Source organism: Cellulomonas oligotrophica (assembly GCF_013409875.1).
GTDB classification, from domain to species: Bacteria; Actinomycetota; Actinomycetes; order Actinomycetales; family Cellulomonadaceae; genus Cellulomonas; species Cellulomonas oligotrophica.
This window is the reverse complement of record NZ_JACCBK010000001.1, coordinates 1,369,969-1,386,308: the sequence shown is the minus strand read 5'-3', so window position 1 is coordinate 1,386,308 and position 16,340 is coordinate 1,369,969. Positions and strand designations below refer to the sequence as shown.

Genomic DNA, 16,340 nt, shown 5'->3' with positions numbered 1-16,340 from the left:
AGCCCGGTCGACCTGCCCAGAGGTGGGCAATCCTGCGCGTGGGTGCTCTCGCGGTCGTGCAGTTGTGGGTCGTTGATACACCCGGTCGCGCGGGGCGGCAACGGTGCGTCGCGGGGCCGCAGGTCAGCGCGCGCCGCGGTCCGCCAGCTGAGCCGGCGGTGTCAGGATCCGGACCGGCGGCGTCGCCACCACCGGGCGGCGAGCACGACGGCCACGGCGACGACGGCGAGCCCGGCGCCCGTCGCCAGGGAGCGCCGCGACGGCGCCGCGGGGCGCAGCGCCGTGGGGCGGCGGAACGTCAGCACGCCCCAGCCCTCGGCCTGCGCGAGGCGGCGCAGCGCACGGTCCGGGTTCACGGCGAACCCGTGGCCGACCTCGGCGAGCATGGGGGCGTCGGTGATGGAGTCGGAGTAGGCGTAGCAGCGCGCGAGGTCGTACCCGCGCTCCGCGGCCAGCTCGCGCACGGCCACCGCCTTGTTCTCGCCGTACGCGTAGAACGCGATCTCGCCGGTGTAGCGGCCGTCCTCGACGACCATGCGGGTGGCCACCACGTGGTCGGCCCCGAGCATCTGCGCGATGGGCTCGACGACCTCCGCCCCCGACGCGGACACCACGACCACGTCGCGCCCGTAGGCGTGGTGCAGCGCGATGAGCTCGAGGGCCTCGGCGTAGACCACCGGCTCGATCGACTCGCGCAGCGTGTCCCGCACGATCGACGAGACCAGGTCGACGTCCCACCCGGCCGCGGTGCGCGAGAGCGCGGCCCGCAGCCGCTCGGTCGCCGCCGGCCCCGCGCCGCCGAGCAGGTACCCGATCTGGGCGTAGGCCGCGGCGACCACCGAGCGCCGCGTCAGCAGGCCGCCGGCGAGCAGGCCCTTGGAGAACGCGGTCGCGGACGACGTCGCGATGATCGTCTTGTCGAGGTCGAAGAACGCGGCCGTGCGCGCGGGACGCGCACCGGTCTGGTCGGCCATGACGCTCCGCTGCTGGCGCTGGGACGGGGACCTGCGTGAGCGTAGCGGCGGGCCGCGGCGGGTGCGCAGGTCCGGGCGCGTCAGCGGGGCGTGTCGTGGTCGAGACCGCCCGGCAGGTCGCTGCAGTCGACGGGCACGGGCGGGTGGTCGCGCAGGTAGCCGCGGGCACCGGCGTCGCCGTGCAGGTGGGGCAGGAGCGGTGCCCAGTGGTCGCGGCCCACGAGCACGGGGTGGCCGGGCCGGGTGCCGAACACGGCGCGGCGCAGGTCGCCGGGGCCCACGGGTCTGGCGGTCACGCGGGCGACCGCGCGGGCGTCGAGCTCGGGCAGGTCGACGAGCGTGACGACCGCCGCGACGGGGCCCTCCGGCCCGGGGTGCGGTCCCGGACGCCCTCCGGCCCGGTCTGCGGGGGTCGTGGCCAGGCCCGCGGCGAGGGACGCGCCCATGCCGCGGGCCCAGTCGTGCGCGACGACGACCTCGGCGCGCTCGGGCACGAGCGCGCGGGCCTCGTCGGCGCCCGCGCCGAGCACGACGCGCACGCGGTCGCACCCGCCGCCGACGAGCGCGTCGACGGCCAGGTGCAGCCACGGCACCCCCGCCGGGGTGCGGCACAGCGCCTTGGGCCCGCCCATGCGGCGCCCGGCGCCGGCGGCCAGGACGATCCCGAGCAGGGGCTCAGGCACGCCCCGCCGCCGGGCCGAACCGGGCCAGGACCCACTGCTCCAGCAGCTGCGCGAGCGTGTACAGCACCAGGGACGCGAGCGTGACGACCACGACCAGCGCCCACACCTTGGTGTTCTGCGCCCGGCCGACCGCCGAGACGACGCCGTACCCGATGCCGCCGCCGGTGGCGAGCCACTCGGCGATCAGCGCACCGGTGATCGCCCCCGGCACGGAGATCCGCACGGCGGCGAACACCGCGGGCAGCGCGGCGGGCAGCTGCACCAGGCGCAGCACCGTGCGCGGCCCACCGCCGAAGACCGTCACGACGTCGCGCATCTGCGCCGACGCCGAGCGCAGCCCCAGCACGATCGTGACGAGGGCGGGGAACAGCACGACGATCCCGCTCATCACCGCGACCGAGGCCACGCCGCGGCCCACGAGCAGGATGATGATGGGAGCGAGCGCGATGAGCGGCACCGACCGGAACAGCATCGCGACGGGCATGATCGCGCCCTCCGCGCTGCGGGACAGCACGATCGCGGCGGCCAGGACGAGCGCGGCGAGCATGCCCGCGACGAACCCGATCGACGCGTCGGTGAGCGTCTCGCCGAGCAGCCGGACCACCTCGGTGCGGTTCTCGCCCGCGTCGGCGTCGGTGACGAGGAACTCCCACACCTGCGCGGGGCCCTTGCCGACGTACGGCGACACGTCGAACGCGGCCAGCAGGCCCGTCCACACGACGAGCACGACCACGGTGGTCGTGAGCGCGTCGAGCAGCACCCGGCCGACCCGGCGCCACGCGAGGTGGCCGCGGAGCGCGAGCACCTCGCCCGCGGCGGTCGGCGTCGTGGTGGCGGCGCTCATGCCGGGCCCCCGACCGTGCCGCCGGCCTGCCCGCCGGCCCAGGGCGTGACGACCCGGGCCACCAGCGCGAACAGCGCGTAGCCGGCGCCGGCGAGCAGCGCGCACACCAGCGCGATGCCCCACGCCCGCTCGGAGTTCAGGCTCTGCCCGGCGTTGACCAGGGCCGGTCCGGCCCCGCGGTCGACGCCGCCGATGTACTCGCCGAGGATCGCGCCGAGCAGGGCGGCCGGCGCGGCGATCTGCAGGGCGCCGATGATGCCCGGCAGCGCGGCCACGAGCCGCACCTTGACCATCTGCTGCCACCGCCCGCCGCCGAAGACGGTGACGACGTCGAGGCTGGCCGGGTCGGCGGACCGGAACCCGAGCACGGCGCCCACGACGGTGGTGAAGAACACCGACAGCGCTGCCAGCACCACGGCGGTGCCGGACGGCTCCCCGGCGGGCGGGGGGCCGATGACGATGTACAGGATCGGCGTGATCGCCACGAGCGGCAGGCAGTAGCTGATGACCGCGACCTGCATGATCAGCCGCTCGAGCGCGGGCACCAGCAGCACCAGCGACGCGAGCAGCAGCGCCAGGCCGTTGCCGACGACGAACCCGCGGACGGCCTCCTCGACGGTGATCGACATGTTCGCGACGTAGAACTCCAGGCCGTCGTCGACGAACGCCTGCGCGACGCCGAGCGGCGTCGGCATGGTCGTGCCGGCCAGCACGGTGACGGCGGCGACCCACCACACCGCGACGATCCCGAGGACGCCGAGCAGCCCGGGCAGCGCACCGCGCAGCGCGGCCCCGACCCGGCGCCCGGCACCCGCGGGGGTGCCGGGCGCCGGGGCGTCGGGGCGCACGTCGGCCGGCGCGCTCACGCGTCGCCCCCGCCGAACAGCAGCTCCGACGCGTGGTCGTGCAGCGCGTGGAACTCCGGGGTCCGCATCATCTCGGGCGTCCGCGGCCGCGGCAGGTCGACGTCGATGACCTCCTTGACCCGCCCGGGCCGCGGGCTCATGACCGCGACCTTGTCGGACAGGAAGATCGCCTCGGAGATGCCGTGCGTGACCATGAGCGTCGTCGCGGGCTTCTCCGTCCAGATGCGCAGCAGCTCGAGGTTGAGGCGCTGGCGCGTCATGTCGTCGAGCGCCCCGAACGGCTCGTCGAGCAGCAGCACCGACGGCTGCACGACCAGCGCCCGGGCGATCGACACGCGCTGGCGCATGCCGCCGGACAGCTGCGCGGGCTTGGCCTTCTCGAACCCCTCCAGGCCGACGAGCCGCACGAGGTCGGCGACGAGCGCGTCGTCCGGCCTGGTGCCCGCGACCTCGAACGGCAGGCGGATGTTGGCCACGACGCTGCGCCACGGCAGCAGCGCGGAGTCCTGGAACGCGATGCCCAGCGCGTGCTCCGCGCGCAGCTCGACGGGCGTGCGCCCCTCGACGAGCGCGGTGCCGCTGGTGGGCTGCTCCAGGCCGGCCAGGATGCGCAGGATCGTCGACTTGCCGCACCCGGAGGGGCCCAGCAGCGACAGGAAGCTGCCGCGGTCGGTGAACAGCGTCGTGTCCTGCAGGGCCGTGACGTGCCGGCGGCCGGTGGTGAACGTCTTGCTCAGGTGGTCCAGGCGCACGCCGGTGCCCAGCGCGCCCGTGAGGGGCTGCTGGGCACCGGCGTCGTGCTGCACGTGCGTCACGGGTGGGACCTCACTCGGCCAGCTCGGGCTGCTCCTCGAGCAGCTCCGTCAGCAGGCTCATGTCGAACAGGTCCTCGGCCTCGATCTCGATGCCCGCGGCGGCCAGCGTCGCGATGTTCTGCTCGATGAGGTCGTCGGAGATCGTGAACAGGCCGTTGGCCTCGGTCTCCTCGGTGACGACGAGCGTCTCGGCCTGGATCGTGGCCTGCTGGATCTCCTTCTCCAGGTCCAGCTCGAGGTCCGCGCCGTACTCCTCGACGGCCAGGCGTGCGCCCTCCTCGGGGTCGGCGACCGCGTCCTTCCAGCCGAGGATCTCGGCCTGCAGGAACGCCTTCACCTTCTCCGGCTCGTTCGCGATCATCTCGTCCGTCGTCACGACGGACTCGGCGACGAACGGCAGGCCGTTGTCCGCGAACAGCAGGTTGGTGACCTCGTTGCCCTCGGCCTCGACGATGATCGACTCGTTGGTGACGTACGCGAGGAACCCGTCGACCTCGCCGTTGACCAGCGGCGACGGGTCGTACTCGACCGGGACCTTCTCGACGTCGGCCGGGTCGATGCCGTTGACCTCGAGCAGCGCGTCGAAGAGCGCCTCGTTGCCGCCGGCCTGCACGCCGATCTTCTTGCCGACCAGGTCCTCGGGGGTGGCGATGTCGCCGCCGTCCTTGAGCGACAGGATCGTGAAGGGGTTCTTCTGGTAGGTCGTGCCGACGATCTTCAGCGGGGCGTCCTCCTCCGCGACGACCTGCCCGACGGCGACCGCGTTAGACAGCCCGAAGTCGGCGCCGCCGGACAGCACGATCGACTCCGTCGCGCCCGGGCCCGCGTTGAGGGTGACCGAGCTGAACCCGGCGTCGGCGTAGTAGCCCTTGCTGTCGGCGAAGAACTCGCCTGCGAACTCGGCGTTCTTGATCCACGACAGCTGGACCGTCAGCTCGCCGAGGTCGGCGGCCTCGCCACCCGCGGCCGGCTCGGCCTCGGACCCGGACGAGCAGGCGGCGAGCGTGAGCGCCAGGGCGGCGCCGGCGGCCGTCAGGCCCGCGAGGCGGGTGCGGCGGGGGTGCTGGGGGAGGGACATCGGCACTCCATCTCGGACGTGCGGCGCGACGTGCTCGCGCGGCGTGGGACGGGGGTGGGTCATCTGCGGTGAAACAGGTGTTCCGGGCGGCGACGGTACGGAGCCGGCGTGTCGGGCCTGGGCCCGTGCTGTGTCGCCGGTGTTAACCGGCGCCGCGGACGGTCACGGTTCGGTCTCGGTCGACCGTCCAGGGCGCCGTCGCAGGGGTCCGGGCCGCCCGTCAGTAGTCGGTGCGGGCCGCGTGCGTGAGCCACGCGTCGAACGGGCGCGTCGACTCCGGCAGGCGCAGCTCGTGCACGCGGGTGCGGTCCCACGTGCCGCGGTCGCGCGCGAACAGCTCGTAGAACGCGGAGTCGTCGAACCCGCCGCGGCTCGCGTCGTGCCGGTCGGCGCTGAAGACCACGCGGTCCAGGCGGGCCCACAGGCACGCGGCCAGGCACAGGGGGCACGGCTCGCACGAGGTGTACAGGGTCATGCCGTCGAGGGCGAACGAGCCCGCCTCGCGGCACGCGGCGCGGATCGCCTGCACCTCCGCGTGGGCGGTGGGGTCCAGGTCCCGGGTCACGCGGTTCTGCCCGACGGCGACCTCGACGCCGCCGGCGACGACGACGGCGCCGAACGGCCCGCCGCCCTCGGCGACGTTGGCGGTCGCGAGCTCCACGGCACGGCGCAGCCAGCGGGCGTCCTCGGGCGTGCCCTGCGCGACGGTCGGCGCCGTGGTCGGCGCGGCCGGAACGGTCGTTGCGTGCGCCGCGGCGGAGGCGGTGCGCGCGGTGGTGCTGACGGGGTCCACGTCGATCGACATGCTCGGCCCTCTCGTTGGTCCTGGGCGTCGATCGTGCGGGAGGGCTGTTTCTGCGGCGTTACCCCCGCGCGCCAGTTCTCGAAACAATCATTTCGTAGCGTGCCGTGCATGCTGGACCAGGCCGCAGAGCTCTGCCGCCGCCTCGACGCCGGTCAGCGCGTCGCGGCGGCCACGCTCGTGCGCGTCGAGGGGTCCGCGCCCCGGGCGGTCGGTGCCTCGTTCGTCGTGGGTGACGACGGCACCGTCTCGGGCAGCGTCTCGGGCGGGTGCGTCGAGTCCGACCTCGTCGAGCGCTGCACCGCGGTGCTCGACGGCGCCCCGGCCGAGGTCGTCTCGTACGGCATCGGCGACGACCTGGGCGAGCCCGGGCTGATGTGCGGCGGCACCATCACGGTGCTGGTGCACGAGGTCACCGCGCTCGACGCGTCGGCCCTGCACCAGGTGCGCCGCGCCGCGCAGGGCCTGGACGCGTGCGTCCTGCTCGACGCCGAGGGTCGCAGCTGCACCGACGCGCCCCTCGTCACGCTGCGCACCCCGGCCGCGCACCCCCTGCTCGTGGTCGGCGCGGGGGAGCACGCCGTGGCCCTGACGCGGCTGGCCTCGGCCTGCGGGTTCGCCGTCACGGTGCTCGACCAGCGCCCGCTGTTCGCCACCAAGGAGCGCTTCCCCGACGCGTACGCCGTGGTCCGGGACTGGCCCGACCGCTGGCTCGCCGCGCACCCCTTGACCGCCGGGCACGCCGTGGTGGTGCTGACGCACGACCAGCGCGTCGACGTCCCGACCCTCACCGCGGCGCTGGCGTCCCCGGCCCGCTACGTCGGTGCCATGGGCTCGCGCCGCACGCACGAGCAGCGGGTCGCCGCGCTGGTCGGGGCGGGCGTCCCGGCCGACGCGCTCGCCCGCCTGCGCTCGCCGATCGGCCTCGACCTCGGCGGCTCGACGCCCGAGGAGGTCGCGCTGTCGGTCCTGGCGGAGGTCGTCGCCGCCCGGCACGGTGCCACGGGCCGCCCGCTGTCGACGACCGCGGGTCCCCTCCACCGCCGCTGACCCGGGCGCTGCCTCAGCGGTGGGTGCCGTCGAGGTAGCGCTGGATCGTCGGCGCCATCTCGTCGACGAGGACGTCGAGGGGGAGCGCGGCCAGCGGCGGCACGGCGACGACGTGGCGGGCGACGGCGACCCCGAGCAGGTGGGAGCCGGCCAGCACCACCCGCTCGACGTGCTCGTCGCCGGGCCCGAGCAGGCTCGGCAGGAGCCGGCCGAGGAACTCCCGCAGCATGCCCGCCGCGCGGGGGGACGTCGTGGCCGAGCGGACCAGCGCGAGCAGCACGGGCCGGGTGGCGGGGTCCTCCCACAGGCCCAGGTAGGTCTCGGTGAACGCGCGGCCGGCCGTCGAGCGGTCGGCGACCGTGGCGGTGGCGAGGTGCGCGGGGTACTCCGTGCGGTCGGTGACGACGGTCGCGAAGAGCGACTCCTTGTCGCCGAAGAAGTGGCGGATCAGGGCCGCGTCGACGCCGGCTTCCGCGGCGATCGCCCGCAGCGACGTGGCCTCGAACCCCTGCGCGGCGAACAGGCGCAGCGCGGCGTCGAGGATCGCGTCGCGGGTGCCGCTGTCGCCGGCGCGGCGCCCCGTCGGCCGCCTGCGTGCCGTGCTCGTCATGCCGCGAGGCTACTCCGCGCGCGGAGAATTCCCCTCCCGGGGAGTTCCATCCTTGCGGAATTCATCACCTGAGGAGTTCACTGGACCCGAGCCCGGGAACCGGGCGCACCGCCGACGGGAGAAGACGCCCATGAGCAGCTCCGACGCCGCTGTCGAGATCGACGGGCTGACCAAGTCGTTCGGCGCGTTCCCCGCGCTGCGAGGGCTCGACCTGCGGGTCGAGCGCGGCCAGGTGCACGGGTTCCTCGGGCCCAACGGCGCCGGGAAGTCCACGACCATCCGGGTCCTGCTCGGCCTGCTCCGGGCCGACGGCGGCCGGGTCCGCGTCCTCGACGGCGACCCCTGGACGGACGTCGTCGACCTGCACCGGCGCCTCGCGTACGTGCCGGGCGACGTCGCCCTGTGGCCCGGCATGACCGGTGGCGAGGCGGTCGACCTGCTCGGCGCCCTGCGCGGAGGGCTCGACGAGCGGCGCCGCGCCGAGCTCGTCGAGCGGTTCGAGCTCGACCCCACCAAGCGCGGGCGGCAGTACTCCAAGGGCAACCGGCAGAAGGTCGCCCTCGTCGCCGCGCTCGCCTCCGACGTCGAGCTCCTCGTGCTCGACGAGCCCACGTCCGGGCTCGACCCGCTCATGGAGAACGTGTTCCAGGACGTCGTCCGGGAGGCCCGCGGTCGCGGCACCACCGTGCTGCTCTCGAGCCACATCCTGGCCGAGGTGGAGACCCTCGCCGACCGGCTGAGCATCATCCGCGAGGGGCAGGTCGTGCGGTCGGGGACCCTCGCGGACCTGCGCGGGCGGGCCCGCAGCGCGGTCCGCGCCACCGTCGAGCGGGCGCCCGGCGCCGCCGTCCTCGCGGCGTTCGACGACGTGCACCTCGACGGCCTGACCCTCACCGCGAGCGTCGACCCGCAGCGGGTCGGGGACGCGATGGCAGCCCTCGCCCCCTGCGGGCTGACGTCCCTGACCGTGTCGCCGCCGTCGCTGGAGAGCCTGTTCCTGCGGCTGTACGACGACCACGACGCCGAGGGGGCGCGATGAGCCGGCCGCTCGCCGGGACCCGCACGCTGCTGCGCGCGTCGCTGCGGCACGACGGCCGCCTGCTGGCCCCGTGGGTCGCGATCGCCACGGGCCTGGCGGCGAGCTCGGTGCTCGTCTACCCGTGGGTCTTCCCGACCCAGGCCGACCGCGAGGGTCTCGCCGTCACGATCGGCGCCAACCCGGCGCTCGGGCTGATCTTCGGGCCCGCGCACGACCTGAGCACCGTCGACGGGTTCGCCGCCTGGCGCAGCCTCGCCCTCGGCGGGTTCCTCGTCGCGCTGGGGTCGGTCTTCGCGGTCGTCCGCGCGACCCGCGCCCAGGAGGACTCGGGGCAGGCCGAGCTGCTGGCGTCGGGCGTCATGGGCCGCTCGGCCCGCCTCATGGTCGGCGTCACGGTCGCGCTCGTGGGTGCGGTCGCGGCCGGCGTGGTCGCGGGCCTGGTGACCGTGCTGTGCGGCGGGGGTTGGGCCAGCTCGATGCTGCTCGGCGCGACCTTCACCGCCAGCGGGGCGATGTTCGCGGCGGTCGCCGCCGTCACGGCGCAGATCGGCTCGGACGCCCGCACCGCGAGCTCGCTGGCCGTCGGCACGCTCGGCGTCCTGTTCGTCCTGCGCGGGTTCCTGTCCTCGACCGACGCACCGGCGTGGACGACGTGGGTCAACCCGCTGGGCTGGATGCTCGAGACCCGACCGGCGAGCGGCGACCGCTGGGCGCCGCTGCTGCTCGCGCTCGCGTTCACCGTGGCCGTCGTCGCCCTGGCGTTCGTCCTGCAGGGGCGCCGCGACTTCGGCCAGGGCGTGCTCGCGCCGCGGCCGGGCCCCGCCCGCGGCAGCACCCGCAGCACCGGGGCGCTCGCGGTCCGCCTCAACCGCGGCCCGGTCGTCACGTGGGCGGTCTCGTTCGTCGGGCTCGGCGTCGTCTTCGGCTCCTTCGTCAGCTCCGTCGACGACCTGCTCGCCGGGGCCTCCGGCGTGCAGCAGATCCTCGCGGCGGGTGCGGTGACGCCCGACGAGCTGGTCGGCGCCTTCGTCCGGACCGTCCTCAGCCTCGTCGGCATCGTCGCCTCGGTCGCCGGTGTGCAGGTGGTGCTCAAGGTCCGCGCCGAGGAGCTCGCCGACCGCGTCGAGCCCGTGCTGGCCGGTGCCGTGCCGCGCACCCGCTACTACGCGAGCCACGTCCTGCTCGCGCTGGCCTCGACCGCCGTCCACGTCACCGTGGCGGGCACCCTCGTCGCGCTGCTCGCGTCGCGCGCCGGCATCGGCGTCACGTTCGCCGACGTGCTCGTCCAGGCCCTCGCGACCGTCCCGGCCGTGTGGACCGTCGTCGCGCTCGCCGTCGCCGTGGTCGGCGCCCGCCCCGCGCACGCCGTCGCCGCGTGGGCCGGCGTCCTCGTCTCGTTCGTGCTGACGCTGCTGGGCCCGACGTTCGGCCTCGACGACTGGGTCCTCGGGATCAGCCCGTTCTGGCACGTGCCCGCGGTCCTCGCGGAGACGCCCGACTGGACCGGCCTCGGATGGCTCGCGCTCGTGATCGCGGCCCTGCTCGCGGTGGGGTTCGGCGGCTTCCGCCGCCGCGATATCGCCCGCTGAGCTGCCGATCCGTCGTCCTCCAGCCCGGCAAACCGTAGCCTAGGTGCCTGGCAAACTGTAGCCTAGTGGCCCGGCAGACTGTATCGTTGGCCCATGTCACCTGCGCAGACGTCCTACCGGTCGCGGGTCGTCGACGCCCAGCTCGACGAGTACCTGGCCGAGCTGCCTGCCGTCGCCATCGACGGCCCGAAGGGCGTCGGCAAGACCGCGACGGCGTCGCGCCGGGCCCGGACCGTGCTGCGGCTCGACGACGAGGCCGACAGGGGTGTCGTCGAGGCCGACCCCGGCCGGTTGAGCCGGGCCGGGCCGCCCGTGCTCGTCGACGAGTGGCAGCGGCTGCCGGCCACGTGGGACGTCGTCCGTCGCGCCGTCGACGACGGCGCCGACGCCGGGGCATTCCTCCTCACGGGTAGTGCGTCTCCGGGGACGCCGCAGACGCACTCCGGCGCGGGGCGCATCGTCACCCTGCGGATGCGCCCTCTCACGCTCCCCGAACGCTCCTGGGAGGTGCCCTCGGTGTCGCTCGCGGGCCTGCTGGCGGGACAGGCCCGGATCGAGGGCGCGACCTCCCGCGTGCTGGAGCATTACGCGGACGCCCTCGTCGGTGGGGGCTTCCCCGGCATGCAGCACGTGAGCCCCCGCCCGCGGCGCGCGCTGCTCGAGGGTTATGTCGACCGGATCGTCGACCGTGACTTCCCCGAGGCGGGCCGCGAGGTCCGCAACCCGGCCGGCCTGCGTCGGTGGATGCGTGCGCTCGCCGCCGCGTCGGGGACCTCGGCCTCGTACGAGACCATCCGTGACGCCGCGTCCGCCGGTCACACCGACCCGCCGCCGCGCACGACGACCCAGCCCTACCGCGACACCCTGGAGCGCATCTGGGTGTACGACCCGGTCCCGGCCTGGGATGCGCCCTCCGGGGCCGGCCTCTCCCGCCTCGTCTCCAGCCCCAAGCACTTCCTCGCCGACCCGGCCCTGGCCGCCGTGCTGCTCGACATGGACGCCGAGGCGCTGATCCGCGGGGACGACGGGCAGGTGGCCGTCCAGCGTGACGGCACGCTGCTGGGCGGGCTGTTCGAGTCGCTCGTCGCGCTCAGCCTGCGCGTCTTCGCCCAGGCCGCCGACGCGCGCGTGTCGCACCTGCGCACCCGCGGCGGCGAGCACGAGGTCGACTTCCTCGTCGAGGGGCGCGGTCGCCGCCTCGTCGCCGTCGAGGTCAAGCTCGCCAGTGCACCCTCGGCCCGCGACGTCCGGCACCTGCTCTGGCTCAAGGACCAGCTCGGCGACGCGCTCACCGACATGGTCCTCGTCACGACCGGCCGCGACGCCTACCGCCGCCCGGACGGCATCGCAGTGGTCCCGCTGGCGCTGCTGGGTCCCTGACCGTCGTGCGAGCGGTCGCCCCATGAGCGGCGGCGTGCCGTCCCGGTCAGGGCGTCGCGCCGCCGTGGTCAGGCCCGGCACCCGCCGTCACGGCCCGGGGAACAGCGACAGCCTGGACGTCGTCCTCGTAGACGATCTCGCCGGGGTCTGCCGTGCGCAGCTCGACCCACGCGACGCCGTACCGGTCGAGCAGTGCCAGGTACTCGCGCGTCATGGCGATGAGCGCGTGGGCGTCGTCCTTGAACCACGCGCGCGCACCGGGATGGAGGACGGGGTCGTAGGAGAGCGGGTCCACGGTGGACGGGTCGACGTAGGCGGCGGTCATCCGGTCGTTGGCGGTGCGCCACCACGCGGCGTCGTCAGCCGACAGGGCGGCCTCGCGCGCCAGCCCGTTGGCGAGGGCGAACACCCCGGGGAACCTCCCGGAGGGGCTGCGGGTCGCGCTCTGGAACCTGACGAACCCGGGCATGCGGCCATCGTCCCAGGGCGGGGCTCGACGACACGCCGGGCCGCTCCTGGCGTGGCGTCCCGGCAAGTGGCGGTCGAGCCGCGCGAGGCATCTGCTGACACCTGTGCTCGCCAGCCTTGACGGGTGCGCGGGCGCCCACCAAGGTGTGCCCCGTGGACACCCTGCCTGATGCCGGTCCTGACCTGCGGCGACGCGAGATCGCCGTGCGACGCGCCGAGGGGGTGCTGCTCCGTTCCCACGCCGCGGGCCTCGCGGTGCTGGCTGCCTGGGCGGCCGTCATCGCGTCGAACGCGGACGCGGAACCCCAGCGGGCGATCGGCCTGGCGGTCCTCGGGTTCGCACTCGCAGGCGTCACCCCGGCGTTCGTGTACGGCGCGGCGTGGTGGGCCGTCCGGGCGGGGGAGCGGTCCAGGCGGACGAGCGGCGGCGGTGCGGGTCTCGGCGTGGCGGCCGTCGTGGGCCTCGTGCTCGTGCCGCTGCAGCCCGCGCTGGCGCTCCCGCTCGGAGCCTTCGGCATGTGGGGGTTGCTGGGTCTCGGGCTCGTCGCGCTCGGACTGTACCGGCGCAGCCGCCTGCTCTGGGGAGCGGGCGCCGGGGTCGTCGCCCTGCACCTGCTCGTCCGGCTGGTCCTCCTCGTCGTGGGGTCGAGCGGGTTCGAGGCGTGGGTCCCTGTCGTGCTGTCGGCGGTCGCGAGCGTCGGGTTCGGTGCGTGCGCGTCATGGGCCTCCACCCAGGCCCGCCGGTCCCAGCACGCCGTGCGGTTCGCGGTCTGACCGCTGCGCGAGTCCGCCGGTGCGACCGGCTCGCACGCCCGTCGGTCGCCCGGAGCGGCCTTGACCGCACTTGCTCTGCCATGCAGAGTGAACCGCGTGACCAGCCTCCCCGACTTCGTCGACGACGTGCGCCGCCGCGAGCGCGCCGCGCGGCACACCGACTCGCTCGTGCTGACTGTGCACGCCGCCGCGCTCGCCGCCCTCACGGTCGACCGCGCGCTGGGCGACCCGGGCTTCCGGTGGTGGAGCATCGCGCTCCCCGCGATCGTCTACGGGCTGCTCTGGGTCGTCGTGCGCGGCCGGGAGCGCGCCACGGGCATGGGCGGCGGGCGCGACGGGTTCGGCGCCGCGGCGGTGATCGCGCTGGCCCTCGCCCTGTTCTTCCCGCTCTCCTTCATCGGGGTCACCATGGCGGGGGTCGGGACGTTCCTCGGGATCGGCCTCGTCGCGATCGGGCTGCGTCGGAAGAGCCCGCTGCTGTGGGCCCCTGGCGCGGCGCTCGTCGCGCTGTGCCCGCTCGTGGCGCTGTACACGATCGACAACCACGTGGCGTTCCTCGGGCCTGCGCCCGGGGCGGTCGTCCTCGGCCTGCTGACTGCGGTCCTCGCGGCCTGCGCTGTCCGCGCCTACGTCGTCGAACGTCGCGTGCTGGTCGGCGCCCCGGCGGCGTGAGCGACGACGACCGCCACCCGCTCGCCGACCTCGACGAGACCGTCCACCAGCGCGCCCGCCTGGGGATCCTGGCCGTCCTCGTCGAGCACGAGGAGGCGGACTTCACGCGGCTCAAGCGGGCGCTGGGGCTCACCGACGGCAACCTCGGCCGGCACCTCGAGGTGCTCGTCGACGCCGGGCACGTCGAGCTGCGCAAGGGCTCCGACGGCCGGCGGGCGCGCACCTGGGCACGGATCACCCCGCAGGGCGAGCGCGCCCTGGCCGCGGAGGTCGACCTGCTCCGCCGCCTCCTGCGGCTCAGCGACCCGCCGCACACCGCCGAGCCACCTCACGCCTGTCAAGGAGAGCCCCGATGAAGCGCCGTCCCCGCCCTCTGACCGTCGTCGCCGGCGTGCTGCTCGCGCTCGCGGTGCTCTACCTGACCGTCCCGGCGATCCTCATGCGTCCGCGGCAGACCGAGGCGCTCTTCACCGCCGAGGACGTCGGCACGGCACCGGAGGCCCAGCGGCGGGCCCTGGCCGACGGCGTCGTGACGCTCGCCGAGATGGAGGCCGCCTGGGAGGCCGAGCGCACCTGCCTGCAGGGCGCCGGGTACTCGCCAGGCCGTGCCGGCGTCGACGGACCCGGCACGGGGTTCACGATCGAGGTGGACTACACGGGCGAGGCCGACTCCGCGGCGGCCGACCGCGAGTTCGACCGGACGTACCGCCGGTGCCACGCCACCCACACCGAGCTCGTGGCGCACGCGTACTTCTGGGGCCGCTGAGAAGGCGACTCGACGCTGCGGCGGCTCGAGGCCGCGTCAGGACGTGGGGCGCGCCGCACTCCTCTACGGTCGTGGCCGTGAGTGGATGTCCACGCTGCGGCGAGCAAGGTGTGCCCGTGCTGTTCGGACTGCCGGTCGAGGCCGCGCGTGCCGCCGCCGCCGCAGGCGACCTGGTGCTCCTGGGCTGCTTCGAGCCGGAGGACCCGCCCCACTACCGGTGCGTCCGGGACCATGACTGGCGCGTCGTGGACGAGGACGCGTGGCAGGCCGACGTTCTTGCCGCGCTCACGAGGAACGGGTACATCGATGACGGCGACGACTCGTAGCGGGTGAGGTCGATGTTGCCGACCGGAGCCGTTGAGCACGGCGTCAGGTCGTCGTGGCGGTGGTCGCGTCGTGGAGCACGCGGGTGGCCCGTTCGTCGATCTGCGACGCGACCGTCGTGGTGTCGATGCCGTCGCCCGCGCAGTTCGGTAGCGCCTCGCGGATCGCGGTGGTGACACGCTCGACGACCTGCCGCACGTCGGTCGGTCGAGCCCCCCAGTGCTGGGCCTCGCGGACGAGGTGCGCACCGGTCAGGTGGCGCAGCCGGGTCTGCCCGTCGAGCGCGAGCCCGAAGTGCTGGTAGGTCGGGTTGAGCAGGAAGACCGGTGCGACGTCGTACAGCGGGGCCATGTCGCAGGCCGGCCGCTCGCCGAGGGTGAGCGAGTAGTTCTTGGCGTGGGCGTCGCCGTTGCCGATGACGAGGTTGAACGTCAGCTGGGCGACGAGGTCCGTGACGAACCTGTCGGGGTCCACCGCCTGCGGGCGTGCGGCGGCGACGAGCTGCTCCAGCCGGGACGGCCGTCCGGTCGAGGGTTCGTACTTGTCGCGGGCGGCGACACCCAGCGCCTGGGCCATGTCCTCCTGGTGCAGGCGTCGGCCGTCCTGGCGGTCGAAGCGCTCGACGACGACGGCGGTGCGCCCGTCGAAGTCGACCAGCTCGGCCCGCGCTGCCGGCAGGCCGGCCGTCCGGGCGAGCCGCAGGGTCCACTCCTCCCAGCGGACCAGGTCGGGGACCGCCACATCCGCCACGGGCTCGGGCTTGACGATGTGCGTCGACATCGCGCCGTCGGCCGGCCACGCCCAGCCGTCGTCGGTCCGGGTGAGCAGCACCTTGGCCTGCACACCGCCGAGCGAGGCGCTGACGACCTCACCGTCGGGCGGGTCGAGCGTGGGCAGGCGGGCGACCAGCGTGGCGACCTGGTCGTCCGACATCGGGACCAGCCGACCGGTGCCCACCGGGGTGTCGTCGGGCGTCAGCTGGACCGCCCCGGCGCACTCGCGGCCGAGGACCCCCAGGAGGGCGAAAGCATCGCCCGGGCTCACGCCGTTCTCGCGCTCCAGCGCCGACCGCACGCTGCTCTCGGGCAGAAGGTTGTCGAGGAACCGGTCCAGGGCCGGCCCTTGCACCCGGCGGTCGGTGACCGGGAGGGACAGGGACAAGGGGCAGGTGCCGAAGCCGTAGCGGTTGACGGCGTCGGGGTCGAACCGCAGCCGCAGGCGCCCGTTGCGCAGGCGGTGGACCTCGGCGAGGCGCGAGCCGTGCAGCCAGACGACCAGACGGTCGGTCATGACACGGTGACCTGGGAGCCGCGCGGGACGACGACCATCTCGTAGCCGCAGCGCGCGAGGGCCTCGAGCACGGTCTCGGCCGAGACGGAGGCGCCGCGCTCGAGGCGGGACAGGGTGGGGCGCGAGGACGAGATCAGGTCCGCGAGCTCGTCCTGCGTCAGGCCGCGGGTCTCCCGGGCGTCACGGACCGCGACGCCGAGAGACCGCATGGACCTGGTGCGGTACCACTTGGGGCGAATCACATCTGATTCATTCGGCACCTGCTGCATGGATGCATCATATCTGATGCATTCGTAGTAAAGATTCGATTGAATCA

The 16,340-nt window shown here is 74.7% G+C and carries 20 protein-coding genes; 9 read left to right on the top strand and 11 right to left on the bottom strand.

All coding sequences use genetic code 11. The annotated features are described in order from the left end of the window. Window positions 1-161: 161 nt before the first annotated feature. From BKA21_RS06165 to BKA21_RS06135, 7 genes are all read right to left on the bottom strand, one after another. The gene (locus BKA21_RS06165; RefSeq protein ID WP_140457443.1) at window positions 162-974 is read right to left on the bottom strand and encodes an HAD family hydrolase; all 813 of its coding nucleotides are present in this window, start codon (window positions 972-974) and stop codon (window positions 162-164) included. An 80-nt stretch (window positions 975-1,054) separates the two neighbouring features. Then, a complete protein-coding gene (locus tag BKA21_RS06160) occupies window positions 1,055-1,657 on the bottom strand; it encodes a nucleotidyltransferase family protein (protein WP_140457442.1) in 603 nt (200 codons plus the stop codon). After that, entirely contained in the window at window positions 1,650-2,501 is an 852-nt protein-coding gene (locus BKA21_RS06155; RefSeq protein WP_140457441.1) for an ABC transporter permease, read from the bottom strand. Before BKA21_RS06155 ends, BKA21_RS06160 begins: the two co-directional genes overlap by 8 nt. Beyond that, window positions 2,498-3,367 carry an ABC transporter permease gene (locus tag BKA21_RS06150; RefSeq protein WP_239072730.1) on the bottom strand — a complete coding sequence of 290 codons (870 nt, stop codon included), beginning with the start codon at window positions 3,365-3,367 and terminating at the stop codon, window positions 2,498-2,500. The genes BKA21_RS06155 and BKA21_RS06150 overlap by 4 nt, the downstream gene beginning before the upstream one ends. Next, window positions 3,364-4,182: an ABC transporter ATP-binding protein gene (locus BKA21_RS06145; protein WP_140457440.1), complete on the bottom strand. Its 819-nt coding sequence runs from the start codon at window positions 4,180-4,182 to the stop codon at window positions 3,364-3,366. The genes BKA21_RS06150 and BKA21_RS06145 overlap by 4 nt, the downstream gene beginning before the upstream one ends. Window positions 4,183-4,192: 10 nt before the next feature. After that, complete coding sequence (locus tag BKA21_RS06140; protein ID WP_140457439.1) at window positions 4,193-5,260, bottom strand: ABC transporter substrate-binding protein; 1,068 nt, start codon at window positions 5,258-5,260, stop codon at window positions 4,193-4,195. A 220-nt stretch (window positions 5,261-5,480) separates the two neighbouring features. Beyond that, window positions 5,481-6,065, bottom strand: a complete 585-nt coding sequence (locus BKA21_RS06135; protein WP_239072731.1) for a nucleoside deaminase — start codon at window positions 6,063-6,065, stop codon at window positions 5,481-5,483. Window positions 6,066-6,173: 108 nt separating this feature from the next. Here BKA21_RS06135 and BKA21_RS06130 point away from each other — a divergent pair, with 108 nt between their 5' ends. Further along, window positions 6,174-7,112: an XdhC family protein gene (locus BKA21_RS06130; protein WP_140457438.1), complete on the top strand. Its 939-nt coding sequence runs from the start codon at window positions 6,174-6,176 to the stop codon at window positions 7,110-7,112. A 13-nt stretch (window positions 7,113-7,125) separates the two neighbouring features. Here BKA21_RS06130 and BKA21_RS06125 read toward each other — a convergent pair whose 3' ends face one another. Further along, window positions 7,126-7,722: a TetR/AcrR family transcriptional regulator gene (locus BKA21_RS06125; RefSeq protein WP_140457437.1), complete on the bottom strand. Its 597-nt coding sequence runs from the start codon at window positions 7,720-7,722 to the stop codon at window positions 7,126-7,128. Between the two features lie 130 nt (window positions 7,723-7,852). Here BKA21_RS06125 and BKA21_RS06120 point away from each other — a divergent pair, with 130 nt between their 5' ends. The 3 genes from BKA21_RS06120 to BKA21_RS06110 all read left to right on the top strand — a co-directional run bounded on the left by BKA21_RS06120 (window position 7,853) and on the right by BKA21_RS06110 (window position 11,730). Further along, a complete protein-coding gene (locus tag BKA21_RS06120; RefSeq protein WP_140457436.1) occupies window positions 7,853-8,761 on the top strand; it encodes an ABC transporter ATP-binding protein in 909 nt (302 codons plus the stop codon). Further along, window positions 8,758-10,350 carry an ABC transporter permease gene (locus BKA21_RS06115; protein WP_140457435.1) on the top strand — a complete coding sequence of 531 codons (1,593 nt, stop codon included), beginning with the start codon at window positions 8,758-8,760 and terminating at the stop codon, window positions 10,348-10,350. Before BKA21_RS06120 ends, BKA21_RS06115 begins: the two co-directional genes overlap by 4 nt. 93 nt (window positions 10,351-10,443) lie before the next feature. Continuing rightward, window positions 10,444-11,730, top strand: coding sequence for an ATP-binding protein (locus tag BKA21_RS06110; RefSeq protein ID WP_140457434.1), 1,287 nt, complete (start codon window positions 10,444-10,446; stop codon window positions 11,728-11,730). Between the two features lie 46 nt (window positions 11,731-11,776). On the opposite strand, the gene BKA21_RS06105 is transcribed toward BKA21_RS06110, so the two are convergent. After that, window positions 11,777-12,199: a hypothetical protein gene (locus BKA21_RS06105; RefSeq protein WP_140457433.1), complete on the bottom strand. Its 423-nt coding sequence runs from the start codon at window positions 12,197-12,199 to the stop codon at window positions 11,777-11,779. Between the two features lie 152 nt (window positions 12,200-12,351). Here BKA21_RS06105 and BKA21_RS06100 point away from each other — a divergent pair, with 152 nt between their 5' ends. From BKA21_RS06100 to BKA21_RS06080, 5 genes are all read left to right on the top strand, one after another. Beyond that, complete coding sequence (locus BKA21_RS06100) at window positions 12,352-12,972, top strand: hypothetical protein (protein ID WP_140457432.1); 621 nt, start codon at window positions 12,352-12,354, stop codon at window positions 12,970-12,972. Window positions 12,973-13,068: 96 nt separating this feature from the next. Beyond that, window positions 13,069-13,644, top strand: a complete 576-nt coding sequence (locus tag BKA21_RS20125) for a hypothetical protein (RefSeq protein WP_140457431.1) — start codon at window positions 13,069-13,071, stop codon at window positions 13,642-13,644. After that, window positions 13,641-14,000 carry a transcriptional regulator gene (locus BKA21_RS20120; RefSeq protein ID WP_140457430.1) on the top strand — a complete coding sequence of 120 codons (360 nt, stop codon included), beginning with the start codon at window positions 13,641-13,643 and terminating at the stop codon, window positions 13,998-14,000. Before BKA21_RS20125 ends, BKA21_RS20120 begins: the two co-directional genes overlap by 4 nt. Next, window positions 13,997-14,410, top strand: a complete 414-nt coding sequence (locus BKA21_RS06085) for a hypothetical protein (protein ID WP_140457429.1) — start codon at window positions 13,997-13,999, stop codon at window positions 14,408-14,410. Before BKA21_RS20120 ends, BKA21_RS06085 begins: the two co-directional genes overlap by 4 nt. Window positions 14,411-14,526: 116 nt before the next feature. Beyond that, on the top strand, window positions 14,527-14,736 hold the full coding sequence (locus BKA21_RS06080; RefSeq protein ID WP_179625322.1) for a hypothetical protein: 210 nt from the start codon (window positions 14,527-14,529) through the stop codon (window positions 14,734-14,736). Window positions 14,737-14,779: 43 nt separating this feature from the next. Here the strand turns inward: BKA21_RS06080 and BKA21_RS06075 are convergent, their stop codons facing one another. Together BKA21_RS06075 and BKA21_RS06070 are read right to left on the bottom strand one after the other, a co-directional pair. Continuing rightward, complete coding sequence (locus BKA21_RS06075) at window positions 14,780-16,024, bottom strand: HipA domain-containing protein (protein ID WP_140457428.1); 1,245 nt, start codon at window positions 16,022-16,024, stop codon at window positions 14,780-14,782. Then, window positions 16,021-16,293 (bottom strand): helix-turn-helix domain-containing protein, encoded by a 273-nt coding sequence (locus tag BKA21_RS06070; protein WP_218886983.1) that lies wholly within the window; start codon window positions 16,291-16,293, stop codon window positions 16,021-16,023. Before BKA21_RS06070 ends, BKA21_RS06075 begins: the two co-directional genes overlap by 4 nt. Window positions 16,294-16,340 lie beyond the last annotated feature (47 nt).